The organism is Mycobacterium sp. Dal123C01 (assembly GCF_052566995.1).
The window spans coordinates 4328335-4344708 of sequence record NZ_CP199580.1 but is presented as its reverse complement, the minus strand read 5'-3'; the positions used below and the strand labels follow the sequence as shown (position 1 = coordinate 4344708).

Here is a 16374-nt window from a genome sequence, read left to right as displayed (position 1 = left end):
GTGCGCTCATGATCTCTTTACGCCAACATGCCTTCTCGCTGGCCGCGGTCTTTATCGCGTTGGCCCTCGGCGTGGTGCTCGGCTCCGGCTTCTTGTCCGACACCCTGCTGTCCAGCCTGCGTGACGAGAAGCGCGACCTCTACACGCAAATCAACGGGCTCAACGACCAGAAGAACGTGCTGAACGAAAAGCTGAGCGCGGCAAACAATTTCGATACCCAGCTGGTCGGCCGGATCGTGCACGACGCGCTGGGTGGCAAATCGGTCGTCGTCTTCCGCACCCCGGACGCAAAGGACGACGACGTCGCGGCGGTCTCGAAACTTGTCGGCCAGGCCGGCGGGACCCTCACCGGAACGGTGTCACTGACGCAAGAGTTCGTCGACGCCAACTCCGCAGAGAAATTGCGGACCGTGGTGAACTCGTCCGTGCTGCCCGCCGGCCAGCAGCTGAGCACCAAACTCGTCGACCAAGGATCGCAGGCCGGCGACCTGTTGGGCATCGCCCTGCTGATCAACGCCAACCCCGCGATCCCACCCGTCGACGACGGTCAACGGGACACCGTGCTGGCGGCGCTGCGCGACACTGGATTCGTCACCTATCAGCCCAGCGATCACCCGGGAGCGGCAAACGCCGCCCTGATCGTCACCGGCGGCGCGTTACCCCAAGATGCCGGCAACCAGGGGGTCAGCGTGGCCCGCTTCTCCGCCGCGCTGGCACCACACGGCTCCGGCACGCTGCTGGCCGGGCGCGACGGATCTTCGACCGGTGGTGCCGCGGTCGCGGTCGCCCGCGCCGATGCCGCCATGAACTCCGCGATCAGTACCGTCGATGACGTCGACGCCGCACCCGGGCGAATCACCGCGATCCTTGGCCTGCATGACCTGCTCAATGGCGGCCATGTCGGGCAGTACGGCACCGGTCACGGGGCCACGTCAATCACCGTGCCGCAGTAGCCGGTCGTCTGGTTGCCGGGCGTGTTAGCCGCGGCGTGGGGTCGCGGGTGTTAGGGTTGATTTCCGTGGGTCGGCAGGCCCAGCTGAGCAAAGCTAGACAATAACGACGCCCTGCCCGTCTTCACGGAGGTCGCTTAAGTGCGTAGGCATCCGCAGTCCACCACCAAGCACCTCTTCGTCAGCGGTGGAGTCGCCTCCTCGCTCGGCAAGGGTCTCACTGCCAGTAGCCTCGGCCAGCTTCTGACCGCGCGTGGCTTGCATGTCACGATGCAGAAGCTCGATCCCTATCTGAACGTCGATCCCGGCACGATGAACCCGTTCCAGCACGGCGAGGTCTTCGTTACCGAGGACGGCGCCGAGACCGACCTCGACGTCGGTCACTACGAGCGGTTCCTCGATCGGGACTTGTCCGGCTCAGCGAATGTCACTACCGGGCAGGTGTATTCAACCGTCATCGCCAAAGAGCGACGTGGCGAATACCTCGGCGACACCGTCCAGGTGATCCCGCACATCACCGACGAGATCAAGAGCCGCATCCGGGCGATGGCCCAACCCGACTCCGGCGGCCATCGCCCGGACGTCGTCATCACCGAGATCGGCGGGACGGTCGGCGACATCGAATCGCAGCCCTTCCTCGAGGCGGCCCGCCAGGTCCGGCACGACCTGGGCCGAGAGAACGTCTTCTTCCTGCACGTGTCGCTGGTGCCGTACCTGGCTCCGTCCGGCGAACTCAAGACCAAACCGACCCAGCACTCGGTGGCGGCGCTGCGCAGCATCGGTATCACCCCGGATGCGCTGATCCTGCGCTGCGACCGGGAAGTCCCCGAAGCGCTGAAGAACAAGATCGCGCTGATGTGTGACGTCGAGATCGACGGCGTCATCTCCACCCCGGACGCGAAGTCGATCTATGACATCCCCAAGGTGCTGCACCGCGAGGAGCTCGACGCGTACGTGGTGCGCCGGCTCAACCTGCCATTCCGCGACGTCGACTGGACCGAATGGGACGACCTGTTGCGCAGGGTTCACGAGCCGCAGGAAACCGTGCGAATTGCGTTGGTGGGCAAGTATGTTGATCTGTCCGATGCTTACCTCTCGGTGACCGAGGCGTTGCGCGCCGGCGGGTTTCGACACCGCGCCAAGGTAGAGATGGTGTGGGTACCCTCCGACGACTGCGAGAGCGCCGCCGGCGCCACGTCGGCCCTGGCCGACGTGCACGGCGTGCTGATCCCCGGCGGGTTCGGCATCCGTGGCATCGAGGGCAAGATCGGCGCCATCCAGCATGCCCGGGCCCGCGGGTTGCCGGTACTGGGGCTCTGCCTGGGGCTGCAGTGCATCGTGATCGAAGCCGCGCGCTCGGTCGGTCTGACCGAAGCCAACTCGGCCGAATTCGAGCCGGCCACACCGGATCCCGTCATCTCCACCATGGCCGATCAGGAACACATCGTCGCCGGCGAAGCCGACCTCGGCGGCACCATGCGGTTGGGGGCCTACCCCGCGGTGCTCGAGCCGGATTCGATTGTGGCCCAGGCATATGGGACTACCGAGGTGTCCGAACGGCACCGGCACCGCTATGAGGTCAACAACGCTTACCGCGACCGGATCGCCGAAAGCGGGCTGCGGTTCTCCGGGACCTCGCCCGACGGCCACCTGGTGGAGTTCGTCGAATACCCGTCGAATATCCACCCGTTCATCGTCGGTACCCAGGCCCACCCCGAACTGAAGAGCCGACCCACTCGGCCGCACCCCCTGTTCGTGGCGTTCGTCGGCGCCGCCATCGACTACAAAGAGGGCGAACTGCTTCCGGTGGAAATGCCCGAGCACTCGTCCAACGGCAACCAGCATCGAGACAGCGCCGAACGGTCGTTACCTGAACACGCCACCCGTGGCTGATCACGTCTTCGAGGCGGCGTCATCCGAAACGCTGTACACCGGAAAGATTTTCGCATTGCGCCGCGATCAGGTGCGGATGCCCGGCGGGAACCTGGCCGCCCGGGAGGTACTTGAGCATTTCGGCGCGGTGGCCGTGGTGGCAATAGATGACGACGCCAAGATCCCGTTGGTCTACCAATACCGCCACGCGCTCGGTCGGCGGCTGTGGGAGCTGCCGGCGGGGCTGCTGGACATCGGCGGTGAGGCAGCGCACCGCACCGCTGCCCGGGAGCTCGAAGAGGAGGTCGGCCTGCAAGCCGGCACCTGGGAGGTGCTCGTCGATCTCGATACCGCGCCTGGCTACAGCGACGAGTCGGTGCGCGTTTACCTGGCTACCGGGCTGAACGAGGTGGGTCGTCCCGAGGCCCATGATGAAGAAGCCGACATGACGATGCGCTGGGTGCCCATCGATGAGGCGGTTCGCCTAGTCTTCAGTGGCGACGTGCTCAATTCGATTGCCGTTGCGGGGATTCTGGCCGCGCATGCAGTGGCCAACGGAGTTGCGCAGCCGCGCCCGGTGGACAGCCCGTGGCAGGACAAGCCGTCGGCGTTCGCCGCGCGCAAGGCCGCGCAATGACGACGCTGGCGCTCGAGACACAACTGCAGGGCTATTTCGACCACCTGACCATCGAGCGGGGTGTAGCGGCCAACACGCTCAGCTCCTATCGGCGCGATCTGCGTCGCTATTCGAAGCACTTGTCGGACCGCGGGATTCACGATCTGGCCAAGGTTGGTGAACATGACGTCAGCGAGTTCCTGGTGGCACTGCGGCGCGGCGATCCCGATTCGGGGAACGTGGGCTTGTCGGCGGTCTCGGCGGCGCGGGCACTGATCGCGGTGCGCGGGCTGCACCGGTTCGCCGCCGCCGAGGGTCTGGCCGAATTGGACGTGGCGCGCGCGGTGCGGCCGCCGACGCCGGGGCGCCGGCTCCCCAAAAGCCTGACCATCGACGAGGTGCTGGCACTGCTGGAAGGCGCGGGCGGGGAGAGCCCGTCGGATGGTCCGCTGACGCTGCGCAACCGGGCGCTGCTGGAACTGTTGTACTCCACCGGATCACGCATCTCCGAAGCCGTCGGCCTCGATGTCGACGACATCGATACCCAGGCCAGGTCGGTACTGCTGCGTGGCAAGGGCGGCAAGCAGCGGCTCGTCCCGATCGGACGTCCGGCGGTGCAGGCGCTGGACGCCTATTTGGTGCGCGGACGCCCGGAGCTGGCCCGCCGGGGCCGCGGAACGGCGGCGATCTTCCTCAACGCCCGCGGCGGACAGCTGTCGAGGCAAAGCGCATGGCAGGTGTTGCAGGACGCCGCCGAGCGCGCCGAGATCTCCTCGGGGGTGTCGCCGCACATGCTGCGGCACTCGTTTGCCACCCACCTACTGGAGGGCGGGGCCGATGTGCGCGTCGTGCAGGAGTTGCTCGGCCATGCCTCGGTGACGACCACACAGATCTACACGCTGGTCACCGTGCACGCGCTGCGCGAAGTGTGGGCCGGTGCCCACCCCCGCGCGCAGTAGCGCGACGGGTCAGCCGAGGTAGTCGGACTCCAGCACCAGGTCGGGCACCAGTGTCTGGTATTCGAGGTGTGCCTTGTGTTCGACGGTGTTCCACTTCTTGCCCTGCTGCTGGCGCATGTACTCGCGGTACTTCGGTGCTCCCGGCACCCGGACGTTGTCGGCGACCGCGATCGAGCCCGCATGCAGCCAGCCCCGGTCGAGGATGCTCAACAAATCGTCCAGGTAGGCATCCTTGTCGTGGTCAAGGAAGACGAAATCGAGTGCGCCAGAGGTAAATCCGTGCGCAGAGGCGAGCGTGTCGAGCGTGCGCCCGCCGTCGCTGATGGTGCCGACGACGCACGTCACGCGGTCAGCGACACCGGCATGCGCCCAGATCTGCCGGGCGTTGGCGGCGTTGGCCTCGGCGAGTTCGACGGAATACACCTTGGCGTTCGGGGCCGCCCTGGCGATCCGCAGCGCGCCGTAGCCGCAGTAGGTACCCAGCTCCAGCGCGACCGCGGGATTGGCGCGCTGAACGGCCGCGTCGAGCAGCAGCCCCTTTTCGTCGCCGACATTGATCAGCATCGACTTCTCGTAGGCGAACTTGTCGATGGTGGCCAAGACGTCGTCGATGTCGCCGGCCCGGGCGTGCTGCAGGACGTACTCGACCGCGGCCGCTTCGCGTCCGTCGCCGATCTGGCCCGTCCTGGTGATGTTGCGATTTCCGGCGGCCATCCGCCAGACCGACCACCGCAGCAGCGGTATGCGTCGCTTGAGGTCCATAGGCACCCACGATAGTCCCGTCAGCGTGGGTCGAATGTTGCTGGTGTGACTGAAGTTAACTCTTAGCGCTTCCGCGGGGGCTACCAGCGCTCTCCGCACGTATTACCTGGTTATCTTGCCTGCGGGTCGCCCGGTTTACGGACGCGAACCGGCTACACTTTCGATCGATGTTCACCTCCCGAACACCCCGGGCATGACTACCGAGCACCCGGGCGGCGCCGTCGAGATCGGCCTTACTGGGCGCCCGCCCCGGGCGATCCCGGAGCCGCAGCCGCGCACTGCACACGGCCCGGCCAAGGTTGTGGCGATGTGCAACCAGAAGGGTGGTGTCGGGAAAACCACGTCGACGATCAACTTGGGCGCCGCGCTCGCCGAGTACGGCAGGCGGGTGCTGCTGGTGGATATGGATCCGCAGGGCGCGTTGTCCGCGGGCCTCGGCGTCCCGCACTACGAGCTGGAACAGACCATTCACAACGTGCTGGTGGAGCCGCGGATCTCGATCGAGGACGTGTTGATGTCCACCCGGCAGAAGTATCTGGACCTGGTGCCCAGCAATATCGACCTGTCAGCGGCCGAGATTCAGCTGGTCAACGAGGTGGGCCGGGAACAGACCCTGGGCCGGGCGCTGCATCCGGTGCTGGACCGCTACGACTATGTCCTGATCGACTGCCAGCCGTCGCTGGGTCTGCTCACCGTCAACGGACTGGCCTGCGCCGACGGCGTGGTCATCCCCACCGAATGCGAGTACTTCTCATTGCGGGGCCTGGCGCTGCTCACCGACACCGTCGACAAGGTGCGCGACCGGCTCAACCCGAAGCTGGAAATCAGCGGCATCCTGCTGACGCGGTACGACCCGCGCACCGTCAACGCCCGCGAGGTGATGGCCCGCGTCGTGGAGCGGTTCGGTGACCTGGTGTTCGACACCGTGATCACCCGCACCGTGCGTTTCCCGGAGACCAGCGTGGCGGGCGAACCCATCACCACCTGGGCGCCGAAGTCGACGGGCGCGATCGCCTATCGAGCCCTGGCCCGCGAGTTCATCGACCGATTCGGCGCGTGAACGACACAACGAATGGTGAGGCGCCACAGCAGAACGGCTCCTCGGGTGGTTTTCAAGTCCGCCTAACCAATTTCGAGGGGCCGTTCGACCTGCTGTTGCAGCTGATCTTTGCGCACCGTCTCGACGTGACCGAGGTGGCGCTGCACCAGGTCACCGATGACTTCATCGCCTATACCCGCGAGATCGGCCGCCTGCTGGATCTGGAGGAGACCACCGCGTTCCTGGTGGTCGCCGCGACCCTGCTGGATCTCAAGGCTGCCCGGCTGTTGCCCGCCGGCCAGGTCGACGACAACGAAGACCTGGCGCTGCTGGAGGTGCGCGACCTGCTGTTCGCCCGGCTCCTGCAGTACCGCGCGTACAAGCACGTCGCGGAGATGTTCGCCGAGCTCGAAGCCACCGCATTGCGCAGCTACCCCCGCGCGGTGTCGCTCGAGGACCCGTTCACCGAACTGCTCCCCGAAGTGATGATCGGTGTCGACGCCGAGCGCTTCGCCCAGATCGCCGCGATCGCTTTCACGCCGCGGCCGGTGCCGACGGTGGCCCTCGGCCACCTGCACGACCTCAACGTCTCGGTTCCGGAGCAGGCTCAGAAACTGCTGGGGATGCTGGAAGCACGGGGCAGCGGCCAATGGGCCACGTTCTCCGAGCTGGTCGCCGACTGCGAGATCCCGATGGAGATCGTCGGACGCTTCCTGGCGCTGCTCGATCTGTATCGGTCCCGGGCGGTAGCATTCGACCAGTCAGAGCCGCTTGGCGTGCTCCAAATTTCGTGGACCGGGGAGCGTCCGACCACCGAAGCCCTGGTGGAAGCCGAGTGAAGGCCTGAGTAGCGCGGGAAGTGCGAGACCAACCATGACCGAATCGCCGGACGTCGACCTGGGCATCGAAATCGCCGAGGTCGCGCCGCTGGACGCCGAGGAACTCGGCTCCGTGCTGGAGGCGCTGTTGCTGGTGGTCGACACCCCGGTCACCGACGAGGCGCTGGCCACGGCCACACAGCAGCCCGTTTACCGGATCGCCGCCAAGCTGCAGGTGATGTCCGAGGAACTCGCCGAACGCGGCAGCGGCATCGACTTGCGGAAAACCGGTGACGGATGGCGGATGTACACCCGCGCCCGGTTCGCGCCGTATGTGGAGAAGCTGCTGCTGGACGGCGCCCGATCCAAACTCACCCGGGCCGCACTGGAGACCCTGGCCGTGGTGGCCTACCGCCAGCCGGTCACCCGTGCGCGGGTGAGCGCGGTGCGCGGCGTCAACGTGGATGCCGTCATCCGCACCCTGCTGGCGCGCGGCCTGATCACCGAGGCCGGCGTCGACGAGGACAGCGGCGCCGTCGCCTTCGGCACCACGGAGATGTTTTTGGAGCGCTTGGGGTTGACGTCGCTGACCGATCTTCCCGATATCGCGCCGCTGCTTCCCGACGTGGACTCGATCGAGGACCTGACCGAATCCCTGGACAGCGAGCCACGATTCATCAAGCTTTCGGGCGGCCAGGGGCCCGAACAGTCGCTGTCCTTCGATGTGGACCAGGATTGATGGCCGATACCCACGATCCCGGGGAGACCCCGGGCGTCCGCTTGCAAAAAGTGTTGTCCCAGGCCGGAGTTGCGTCGCGCCGGGCCGCAGAGAAGTTGATCCTCGACGGCCGCATCGAGGTGGACGGGCGAGTGGTGACCGAGTTGGGCACCCGGGTTGACCCCGGCGCCTCGGTAATCCGCGTGGACGGCGCCAGGATCGTTGTCGACGAATCGCTGGTGTATTTGGCGCTGAACAAGCCGCGGGGGATGCACTCGACCATGTCCGACGATCGCGGGCGGCCCTGCATCGGGGATCTGATCGAGCGAAAAGTGCGCGGCAACAAGAACCTATTTCATGTCGGGAGGCTGGACGCCGACACCGAAGGTTTGATCCTGCTGACCAACGACGGCGAGCTGGCACACCGGCTGATGCACCCCTCCCACGAGGTGCCCAAGACGTATCTGGCGACGGTCAGCGGAAAGGTGCCGCACGGGGTGGGCAAGAAACTGCGGGCGGGTATCGAGTTGGAAGACGGCCCGGTGCACGTAGACGGTTTCGCGTTGGTGGACGCCATACCCGGTAAGACGTTGGTGCGCTTGACGTTACATGAAGGCCGCAATCGGATTGTGCGCCGAATCCTGGAAGCGGTCGGCTTCCCCGTTGAGGCGCTGGTACGCACCGACATCGGTGCGGTATCGCTGGGCGAACAGCGGCCGGGCACCATCCGGGCGTTGCGCCATGACGAGATCGGGCAACTGTACAAAGCGGTGGGTCTGTGAGCGCTGGCGTTGTTGTGACGATCGACGGCCCCGCCGGAACCGGGAAGTCCTCGGTATCAAAGAAATTGGCACAAGCGCTGGAAGCGCGCTACCTGGACACCGGGGGCATGTACCGGACGGTGACGCTGGCGGTCTTGCGCGCCGGTATCGACCCGACCCACGCGGAAGCGGTCGCTCGCATCGCCGAGACGGTGCAGATGTCGGTGGATTACCACCCCGGCGGTGACCGCTATTTCCTTGCTGGAGAGGATGTCTCGGCCGAGATCCGCGGCGACCAGGTCACCGGTGCGGTGTCGGCGGTATCTTCGGTTGCCGCCGTGCGCACCCGGCTTGTCGCACTACAGCGTGAAATGGCGCAAGGGCCGGGCAATATCGTTGTCGAGGGCCGTGACATCGGGACCGTGGTGTTGCCCGACGCACCGGTGAAGATCTTCTTGACCGCGTCGGCCGAAACCCGCGCCCGGCGCCGCAACGACCAGAACGTCGCCGCGGGCCTGACCGGCGACTACGACGGAGTGCTGGCCGACGTGCGCCGCCGCGACCACCTGGATTCCACCCGGGCGCTGTCGCCGCTGCGGCCGGCATCGGACGCGGTGACCGTCGACACCAGCGACATGACCGAGGCGCAGGTGATCGATCACCTGCTGGAGTTGGTCAAACAGCGAAGCGAGGCAGTGCGGTGACTGAGGACGGTACCTGGTCCGACGAAAGCGATTGGGAGCACATCGCTTCCGACTCGGTGGACGTCGACGAGCCCGGTCCCGCGCCGGTGGTGGCGATTGTCGGCCGGCCCAACGTCGGCAAGTCGACACTGGTCAACCGGATCCTGGGGCGACGCGAAGCGGTGGTGCAGGACGTTCCCGGGGTGACCCGCGACCGGGTCTTCTACGACGCGCTGTGGACCGGACGCCGGTTCGTCGTTCAGGACACCGGGGGATGGGAGCCCGACGCCAAGGGCCTGCAGCAGCTGGTGGCCGAGCAGGCATCGGTGGCGATGCGTACCGCCGACGCGGTCGTCCTGGTCGTCGACGCCACCGTCGGGGCCACCACCGCCGACGAGGCCGCCGCCCGCATTCTGCTGCGCTCCGGCAAACCAGTTTTCCTGGCCGCCAACAAGGTTGATAGCGACAAGGTTGAATCGGACGCGGCGGCACTGTGGTCGCTGGGACTCGGTGAGCCGCATGCGGTCAGCGCGATACACGGCCGCGGCGTGGCCGATCTGCTCGACGAGGTGCTGGCCGCGTTGCCCGAGGTGTCCGAAGCGGTGCCGGTGGCCGGCGGTCCCCGTCGGGTGGCCCTGGTCGGCAAGCCCAACGTGGGCAAGAGTTCATTGCTCAACAAGCTGGCCGGCGACCTGCGTTCCGTCGTGCACGACGTGGCTGGAACCACGGTGGACCCGGTGGACTCGCTCATCGAATTGGGCGGCAAGGTTTGGCGTTTCGTCGACACCGCGGGCTTGCGCCGCAAGGTCGGGCAGGCCAGCGGTCACGAGTTCTACGCCTCGGTGCGCACCCACTCGGCCATCGATTCCGCCGAGGTGGTGATCGTGCTGATCGACGCGTCGCAGCCGCTGACCGAGCAGGACCAGCGGGTGCTGGCCATGGTCATCGAGGCCGGGCGTGCGCTGGTGCTGGCCTTCAACAAGTGGGATCTGGTCGACGAGGACCGCCGCGACTTGCTGGACCGCGAGATCGACCGCGAGCTGGTGCAGCTGCAGTGGGCGGAACGAGTCAACATCTCCGCCAAGACGGGGCGGGCGGTGCAGAAGTTGGTGCCGGCGATGGAGACCGCGCTGGCGTCGTGGGACGCCCGGATTCCGACCGGCCCGTTGAACACCTGGGTCAAGGAGATCGTCGCGGCCACGCCGCCGCCGGTGCGCGGTGGTAAGCAGCCACGCATTCTGTTCGCCACCCAGGCCACCGCCCGGCCGCCGACGTTCGTGCTGTTCACTACCGGTTTTCTCGAGGCCGGCTACCGGCGCTTCCTGGAGCGGCGGCTGCGCGAGACGTTCGGATTCGACGGCAGCCCGATCCGGATTAACGTGCGGATGCGCGAAAAGCGCGGGCCGAAGCGGCGCTGACTTCTAGCGCCCCCTTCAACTTCCCCGCCCGCCACTCGCTGCTCCACCCAGCTCGACGTCGAGTGTGCGTCCACGGCTCTGCGTGTGCGGCGTGGGCGGAGATCCCGCGGTTTTCCCGCCCTGCGTGCACGCTCAACGCCCTGAACACACTCTCAACGCCCAGCGCGCACGCCCCACGTTGACATTCTCCGCGCATCCGCCATAGCCTCCTATATAACGGGATGTAACGCCCGTATTGCGGGATTAGCGGAGGATAGGTGGGCGCGGAGCGGTTCAGTGTGCAGGGCAAGTCGCTCCTGATCACCGGCGCGACCGGTTCGTTAGGCAGCGCCGCCACCCGGGCCCTGTCCGAAGCGGGCGCCCGGCTGACGCTGACCGGCGGCAACTCCGAGCGCCTGACCGAGCTGGTTGTCGAGGCCGGCATTGAAAACGCCGCACTGGTTGCCCGCCGCCCCGACACCCCGGCCGATGCCCAGGCGATGGTCGAAGCGGCCGTCGCCAAGCACGGCCGGCTCGATGGAGTCCTGGTCGCCTCGGGCATGAACCACGTCCAGCCCATCACCGAGATGGCCGTCGAAGACTTCGACAACGTGATGCGAGCGAACTCGCGAGGCGCGTGGCTGGTGTGCCAGGCGGCTGGACGGGTGCTGTTGCGGCAGGGCGGGGGAGGCAGCATCGTGCTGGTCTCGTCAGTGCGGGGCAGCCTCGGTCATCCCGCCGGCTACAGCGCGTACTGCCCGTCGAAGGCGGCAACCGACCTGCTGGCCAAGTCGTTAGCAGCCGAGTGGGGTCCAGAGAGTATTCGGGTAAACGCCCTAGCTCCAACGGTTTTCCGGTCCGATCTAACCGAATGGATGTACGCCGACGACGAGAAGGGGCGCGAAACACGCGAGGCGATGTTCGCCCGAATCCCGTTGCACCGCTTCGCCGAACCGGAAGATTTTGTCGGCGCGCTGATCTATCTGCTCAGCGACGCGTCGAGCTTCTACACCGGTCAGGTGATGTATCTGGACGGCGGCTACACCGCATGTTGACCCGAAAGGAACCGTCATGAGTTTCACCTGGCCTCTCGGTGAGGCCGAGTCAAAGCTGGAGTTCTTCGACTTGTCCCATCCATGGGGTCACGGCGTGCCGGCATGGCCGTACTTCGAGGACGTCAAGATCGAACGATTGCACAACATGGCGAGAAGCCGCGTCCTCACTCAAAAGATCACTACCGTAATGCATTCCGGTACCCACATCGATGCGCCGGCACACGTAGTCGAAGGCACGCCGTTTCTGCACGAGATCCCGCTCAGCGCGTTCTTCGGCACCGGGGTAGTCGTCTCGATCCCGAAGAAGAAGTGGGAAGTCGTCACCGCCGAAGATCTGGAGAACGCCACGCCGCAGATCCGGCCCGGCGACATCGTCATCGTCAATACCGGCTGGCACCACACTTACTCCGACAGCGCCGAGTACTACGCCTATTCGCCGGGCTTCTACAAGGAAGCCGGGGAGTGGTTTGCCGCCAAGGGTGTCAAAGCCGTTGGCACGGACACGCAAGCGCTCGACCATCCGCTAGCCACGTCGATCGGTCCGCACGGCCCCGCCGAGCACACGGGTGGGCTATTGCCCTGGGCGGTCAAGGAATACGAGGAGCAGACCGGCCGCAAGGTGCTCGACGATTTCCCGGAGTGGGAGCCGTGCCACCGCTCGATTCTGTCCAAGGGCATCTACGGATTCGAGAATGTGGGCGGCGACTTGGACAAGGTCACCGGCACGCGGGTCACCTTTGCGGCGTTCCCGTGGCGCTGGGTTGGCGGCGACGGCTGTATCGTGCGGCTGGTGGCGATCATCGACCCCGCCGGCACGTACCGCCTCGAGACTGGGGCTTGACGTGAGCGTCGACTCAGAGGAGGCCCGCGGCACCGGAATTCAGGTCATCGCCCGCGCGGCCGAGATGCTGCGGTTGCTGCAGGCGCATCCCGGCGGGCTGAACCAGGCCGAGATCGGCGAGCGACTGGGCATGGCGCGCTCGACGGTGAGCCGGATCCTCAATGCGTTGGACGACGAAGGCTTGGTGGCCTCCCGCGCGGCGCGGGGCCGGTATCGGTTGGGCCCCGAGATCGCTCGCATGGCCAACACCGTGCGGAGCAGCGTCGTGATCGATGTGCACCCGTTCATGGAGGAACTGTCCCGCGAGCTGGAGGAGACCGTCGACCTCTCGATCCTGGACGGGGATCGCGCGACCTTTATCGACCAGGTCGTCTCGCCGCACCGCCTGCGGGCCATCAGCGCGGTGGGCGAATCGTTTCCGCTGCACTGCTGCGCCAACGGCAAGGCGCTGCTGGCCAACCTGCCGCCCGAGGAGCAGGCCCGGGCCGTGCCGAAGCGACTGGCGCGGCTGACCGTGAACACCATCACGACGCCGGCGGCGTTGCGCAAGGAGCTCGAGCGCGTCAGGGCCGAGGGCATCGCCTATGACCGCGAAGAGCAGAGCGAAGGTATCTGCGCGGTGGGCGCGGTGCTCAAGGGCGTCAGCGACGCGATGATCGCGGTCAGCGTTCCCGTTCCTGCACAACGGTTCTACCGCCGCGAATCCGAGCTCGCCCAGGCGCTCATGGCCTGGGTCGAAAGGGTCCACATCTAAACCCGCTCGGCGAGATCGGCAAGATGTTTCAGCGAGTTGTCCAGGTGCTCTTGCGGGAAGGGTGGAAACCCGATGTCGCGTCGATCTGTCGGCACCTGCGACCAGTCGTAAGTCAGCGTGACCGCCGTCTGGCCTGCATGCCCCGATTCGAGGTCGTAGCGCCAGGTCCACCCGCCGTACTCGACGGGGGCGTCATCGGCACCTTGGCGGCCGGGGATATGCCGGGGTTCCGCGCCAGGCTGCCATGCGATGGCACGCGGTCGGTCGAACACCTCGACCCGGTTCGTCATCTCATAGTGCTTGTCGGGGTGACCGCTGTTGTACATCTTCATCCGAAAGATCTGGCCGGTTTCGGTCAGTGGCTTGTCGTCGACGGGCTGTCGCACCCAACCGGTGCCGTCGATCGCCTCGTGGGTCGACGGATCTGCCAGCACGTCGAACACGGTTTCCGCCGGTGCGTTGATGACTGTCTTCACAACCATGGTTTCTTGACTCATGCCTGTACTGACTACCGCGGGCCGAGAAACTCATTAGCGACATCCACGACGCGCAGGTCAACTGGGTAATGGAGGAGTGCCAACGCGTCTGCGGTAGGCTTTCGACCTGCTGTCGGTGGACTCACTGGCGCGCGGGCTGTGGCGCAGTTTGGTAGCGCACTTGACTGGGGGTCAAGTGGTCGCAGGTTCAAATCCTGTCAGCCCGACGTTCTGAGGCCGTCGTACCCCACCCGGCTCCGCACGTGTCCAGCTTGAGCCGGGCCGAGTAGGACTACGGGTGTGATGAACACGCAGGAGCTGGCTCGCGAGCTTGGCCACCCCGACGCCCAGAAGCTGCTCTCCGGTTCCATGGCCCGGCTCGCCTACAACGGACACGATGGCTTCCCGCGAGTCATCCCCGTCGGGTTCTACTGGACCGGCGAACGCATCGTTGTCTCCACGGCACCGACCTCCCCGAAAGCCCGGGCGCTTTCATCGCGCCCGGAAGTCGCATTGACGATCGACACCGGCTCCACGCCAGAAGAGGCTAAGGCTCTCTTGGTACGTGGCCTCGCCACACTGGAAACCGTCGACGGCGTCACCGATGAGTACCTGGCGGCGGCGAGAAGGTCAATGGACGAACCTCAACTTGCCGAGTTCGAAAGCAACGTGCGGTCGACGTATAAGCAGATGGTGCGTGTCTCGATCGAGCCGCACTGGGCGCGGTTTTATGACTTTGGCGCTGGACGGTTACCCGTTTTCCTCGCGAACCTAGTCAGCGATGGTTAGCGAGGATCTCGCCCAGGCGGTCAAGGATCGTTTCGGTAGTGGCGGCGTCCGAGAAGTGGGCTACGTATGTCCCGCGCGGATTCAGTCGCAGATCTCGACTCTCGAAGACTTTGCGGCAGTGCAACATTGGAATTCGACTACCTGACAAGCCCAGGGTAACCTGGGCTCAGTTGCGGGTATTCGAAAGCGAGAAACCATGTTTGGTCCGCGCCCGGCAAAAAGCGGGTGGCTCATTGCAACACAGTTCTGGCGTTTTATCAGCTGCACGGCGACCGTCATGGTGTTTGGTGCGTCGTGCGGGTCGCCTGCATCGACTATGGGTGACCTCGGCCAGATCACCAAGAACGGGTTAGTGCGGGTCTGCAGCACAGGGGACTACCGTCCATTCACTTATCTTGATCCGCATGGGCAGTGGAGTGGCATGGACATCGACATGGCCCACAACCTCGCCCAACGGCTAAACGTCAAGCTGGACCTCGTACAGACGACTTGGGCAACCATGATGAGCGATCTGGACGCCAAGTGCGACATAGCGATGGGCGGGATAAGCATCACGCTGGACCGCGCGAGGCAGGGGCTCTACAGCAACCCGTACCTACGCGATGGTAAGGCTGCTGTCGTCCGCTGCACGGACGGTTCGAAGTACCAGACGTTGGCAGCGATCGATCAACCCGGCGTTCGTGTTGTCGTGAATCCGGGCGGCACCAACGCCGACTTCGTCAAGGCACGCATTCATCGCGCGACTGTGGCGAACTACCCCGACAACAATACGATTTTCACACAACTCACTGCCGGTCAAGCAGACGTCATGATCACCGACGCGAGCGAAATACGCTGGCAGACAAGGCAGGATGCCCAACTGTGCGGGGAAAGCATCGATCATCCCTTCACCTTCGAGCAAAAGGCATATCTGGTTCGGCAAAGTGACGAGGCGTTACGGAGCTGGTTAAACGAGTGGCTCAACATCGCAAACAACGACGGCACATTCGCGGCCATCAGTCAGAATTGGCTCGGTCAACAGGTGGGGCCGTGACCCAGCTGCGGCGCCGGACTGGTCGCGGTCGTTTTACGCCCGGCCAAAAAATCTAAGGCGAAAACCGTTGGAAGGCGGCGTCATCGGTTCGATGAAAGCGATTGACGCCGCACCACGATTGGGGCCCAGCGTTACGGAGGCGGAAGCTGGCCTTGATGGCTTGGGCAGTAGACGGTCACCGATGCGGTGATGAATCTGACCGCGGTGCGTGTAACGCGATCGGGACTGAGGCGTAAGGACGGATTGTCTTGATACGTCGTGTTCGTCACGTCGTCCACTACGGCCTGAAACGAGGCGCCGCGATCGAGTTGGCCACAGAGTTCATGGGCTCGGTAGACGAGACCCGGGACGTTATCGACGACGGGAATCTGTAGCTGCGCGAGCAACGCCACAAACTGGTCCTCCTGGGGGTCGGCGCTTGCTGCGCCGGCGCAAATCGTTGCTGCGGTCAGCACCACCGAGGCGCTAACCAGAGCGTCTGCGACGAAGCTGGTGATGCGGGTACGCACGGCAGGGTCCCGTTTCTTCCGTGTCACCTGACTCGCCATCTCATTGAATCGACACCGGGCGGTAACAATGGAGGCGCCTGGCGCCTGCAATGATGGGAATCGTAACTGGTAGTAACCGTGAATCGCCACTTAGCTTTCGCGCAAACCCGCAGATTAGGGGCGTGGCGCGACGGCGGCGAATGCATGCCGAGTATGCACTGATCGCCGCCTTGATAAGCACCGCCTCGAGCGTGCTCGCTCCCGCACAGTTGCCGGTGACGCACTCGATATCTGGCGAACACGGCACGGTGCTTACCGCACTGATCAGGCCAGCCCCCGTGGGGGAGCTCACGCCCGATCCGC

Annotated in this window: 18 protein-coding genes and 1 tRNA gene; 16 read left to right on the top strand and 3 right to left on the bottom strand. The window is 65.4% G+C overall.

Annotated features, from left to right (window positions below; all coding sequences use genetic code 11):
* Positions 1 to 8 precede the first annotated feature (8 nt).
* The 4 genes from ACTXG5_RS20470 to xerD all read left to right on the top strand — a co-directional run bounded on the left by ACTXG5_RS20470 (position 9) and on the right by xerD (position 4397).
* Positions 9 to 953: a copper transporter gene (locus ACTXG5_RS20470; RefSeq protein ID WP_445160528.1), complete on the top strand. Its 945-nt coding sequence runs from the start codon at positions 9 to 11 to the stop codon at positions 951 to 953.
* Between the two features lie 138 nt (positions 954 to 1091).
* Positions 1092 to 2843, top strand: a complete 1752-nt coding sequence (locus ACTXG5_RS20465) for a CTP synthase (protein ID WP_445160527.1) — start codon at positions 1092 to 1094, stop codon at positions 2841 to 2843.
* Positions 2836 to 3459 (top strand): NUDIX domain-containing protein, encoded by a 624-nt coding sequence (locus ACTXG5_RS20460; protein WP_445160526.1) that lies wholly within the window; start codon positions 2836 to 2838, stop codon positions 3457 to 3459. The genes ACTXG5_RS20465 and ACTXG5_RS20460 overlap by 8 nt, the downstream gene beginning before the upstream one ends.
* Positions 3456 to 4397, top strand: a complete 942-nt coding sequence (xerD, locus tag ACTXG5_RS20455; RefSeq protein ID WP_445160525.1) for a site-specific tyrosine recombinase XerD — start codon at positions 3456 to 3458, stop codon at positions 4395 to 4397. Before ACTXG5_RS20460 ends, xerD begins: the two co-directional genes overlap by 4 nt.
* 9 nt (positions 4398 to 4406) lie before the next feature.
* Here the strand turns inward: xerD and ACTXG5_RS20450 are convergent, their stop codons facing one another.
* Positions 4407 to 5159, bottom strand: a complete 753-nt coding sequence (locus tag ACTXG5_RS20450; protein WP_445160524.1) for an O-methyltransferase — start codon at positions 5157 to 5159, stop codon at positions 4407 to 4409.
* 193 nt (positions 5160 to 5352) lie between these two features.
* Here ACTXG5_RS20450 and ACTXG5_RS20445 point away from each other — a divergent pair, with 193 nt between their 5' ends.
* The 9 genes from ACTXG5_RS20445 (at position 5353) to ACTXG5_RS20405 (ending at position 13225) form a co-directional block, all read left to right on the top strand.
* On the top strand, positions 5353 to 6219 hold the full coding sequence (locus ACTXG5_RS20445) for a ParA family protein (protein WP_445160523.1): 867 nt from the start codon (positions 5353 to 5355) through the stop codon (positions 6217 to 6219).
* Entirely contained in the window at positions 6216 to 7037 is an 822-nt protein-coding gene (locus ACTXG5_RS20440; protein ID WP_445160522.1) for a segregation/condensation protein A, read from the top strand. Before ACTXG5_RS20445 ends, ACTXG5_RS20440 begins: the two co-directional genes overlap by 4 nt.
* 34 nt (positions 7038 to 7071) lie before the next feature.
* Positions 7072 to 7755, top strand: coding sequence for an SMC-Scp complex subunit ScpB (gene scpB / locus ACTXG5_RS20435; protein WP_445160521.1), 684 nt, complete (start codon positions 7072 to 7074; stop codon positions 7753 to 7755).
* The gene (locus tag ACTXG5_RS20430; protein WP_445160520.1) at positions 7755 to 8516 is read left to right on the top strand and encodes a pseudouridine synthase; all 762 of its coding nucleotides are present in this window, start codon (positions 7755 to 7757) and stop codon (positions 8514 to 8516) included. Before scpB ends, ACTXG5_RS20430 begins: the two co-directional genes overlap by 1 nt.
* On the top strand, positions 8513 to 9199 hold the full coding sequence (cmk, locus tag ACTXG5_RS20425) for a (d)CMP kinase (protein WP_445160519.1): 687 nt from the start codon (positions 8513 to 8515) through the stop codon (positions 9197 to 9199). The genes ACTXG5_RS20430 and cmk overlap by 4 nt, the downstream gene beginning before the upstream one ends.
* Positions 9196 to 10596 carry a ribosome biogenesis GTPase Der gene (gene der / locus ACTXG5_RS20420; protein WP_445160518.1) on the top strand — a complete coding sequence of 467 codons (1401 nt, stop codon included), beginning with the start codon at positions 9196 to 9198 and terminating at the stop codon, positions 10594 to 10596. The genes cmk and der overlap by 4 nt, the downstream gene beginning before the upstream one ends.
* Positions 10597 to 10853: 257 nt before the next feature.
* Positions 10854 to 11630, top strand: a complete 777-nt coding sequence (locus tag ACTXG5_RS20415) for an SDR family NAD(P)-dependent oxidoreductase (protein WP_445160517.1) — start codon at positions 10854 to 10856, stop codon at positions 11628 to 11630.
* A gap of 16 nt (positions 11631 to 11646) precedes the next feature.
* A complete protein-coding gene (locus ACTXG5_RS20410; RefSeq protein ID WP_445160516.1) occupies positions 11647 to 12471 on the top strand; it encodes a cyclase family protein in 825 nt (274 codons plus the stop codon).
* 1 nt (position 12472) lies between these two features.
* Complete coding sequence (locus tag ACTXG5_RS20405) at positions 12473 to 13225, top strand: IclR family transcriptional regulator (protein ID WP_445160515.1); 753 nt, start codon at positions 12473 to 12475, stop codon at positions 13223 to 13225.
* On the opposite strand, the gene ACTXG5_RS20400 is transcribed toward ACTXG5_RS20405, so the two are convergent.
* Positions 13222 to 13722: a polyketide cyclase gene (locus ACTXG5_RS20400; RefSeq protein WP_445160514.1), complete on the bottom strand. Its 501-nt coding sequence runs from the start codon at positions 13720 to 13722 to the stop codon at positions 13222 to 13224. The two genes, ACTXG5_RS20405 and ACTXG5_RS20400, sit on opposite strands and share 4 nt — an antisense overlap.
* A 132-nt stretch (positions 13723 to 13854) precedes the next feature.
* Here ACTXG5_RS20400 and ACTXG5_RS20395 point away from each other — a divergent pair.
* From ACTXG5_RS20395 to ACTXG5_RS20385, 3 genes are all read left to right on the top strand, one after another.
* Positions 13855 to 13928: transfer RNA gene (locus tag ACTXG5_RS20395), tRNA-Pro, on the top strand.
* Positions 13929 to 14004: 76 nt separating this feature from the next.
* Positions 14005 to 14490, top strand: a complete 486-nt coding sequence (locus ACTXG5_RS20390; protein WP_445164519.1) for a pyridoxamine 5'-phosphate oxidase family protein — start codon at positions 14005 to 14007, stop codon at positions 14488 to 14490.
* Positions 14491 to 14686: 196 nt separating this feature from the next.
* Complete coding sequence (locus tag ACTXG5_RS20385; protein ID WP_445160513.1) at positions 14687 to 15523, top strand: transporter substrate-binding domain-containing protein; 837 nt, start codon at positions 14687 to 14689, stop codon at positions 15521 to 15523.
* A gap of 131 nt (positions 15524 to 15654) precedes the next feature.
* Here ACTXG5_RS20385 and ACTXG5_RS20380 read toward each other — a convergent pair whose 3' ends face one another.
* On the bottom strand, positions 15655 to 16059 hold the full coding sequence (locus ACTXG5_RS20380; protein WP_445160512.1) for a DUF732 domain-containing protein: 405 nt from the start codon (positions 16057 to 16059) through the stop codon (positions 15655 to 15657).
* Positions 16060 to 16374 lie beyond the last annotated feature (315 nt).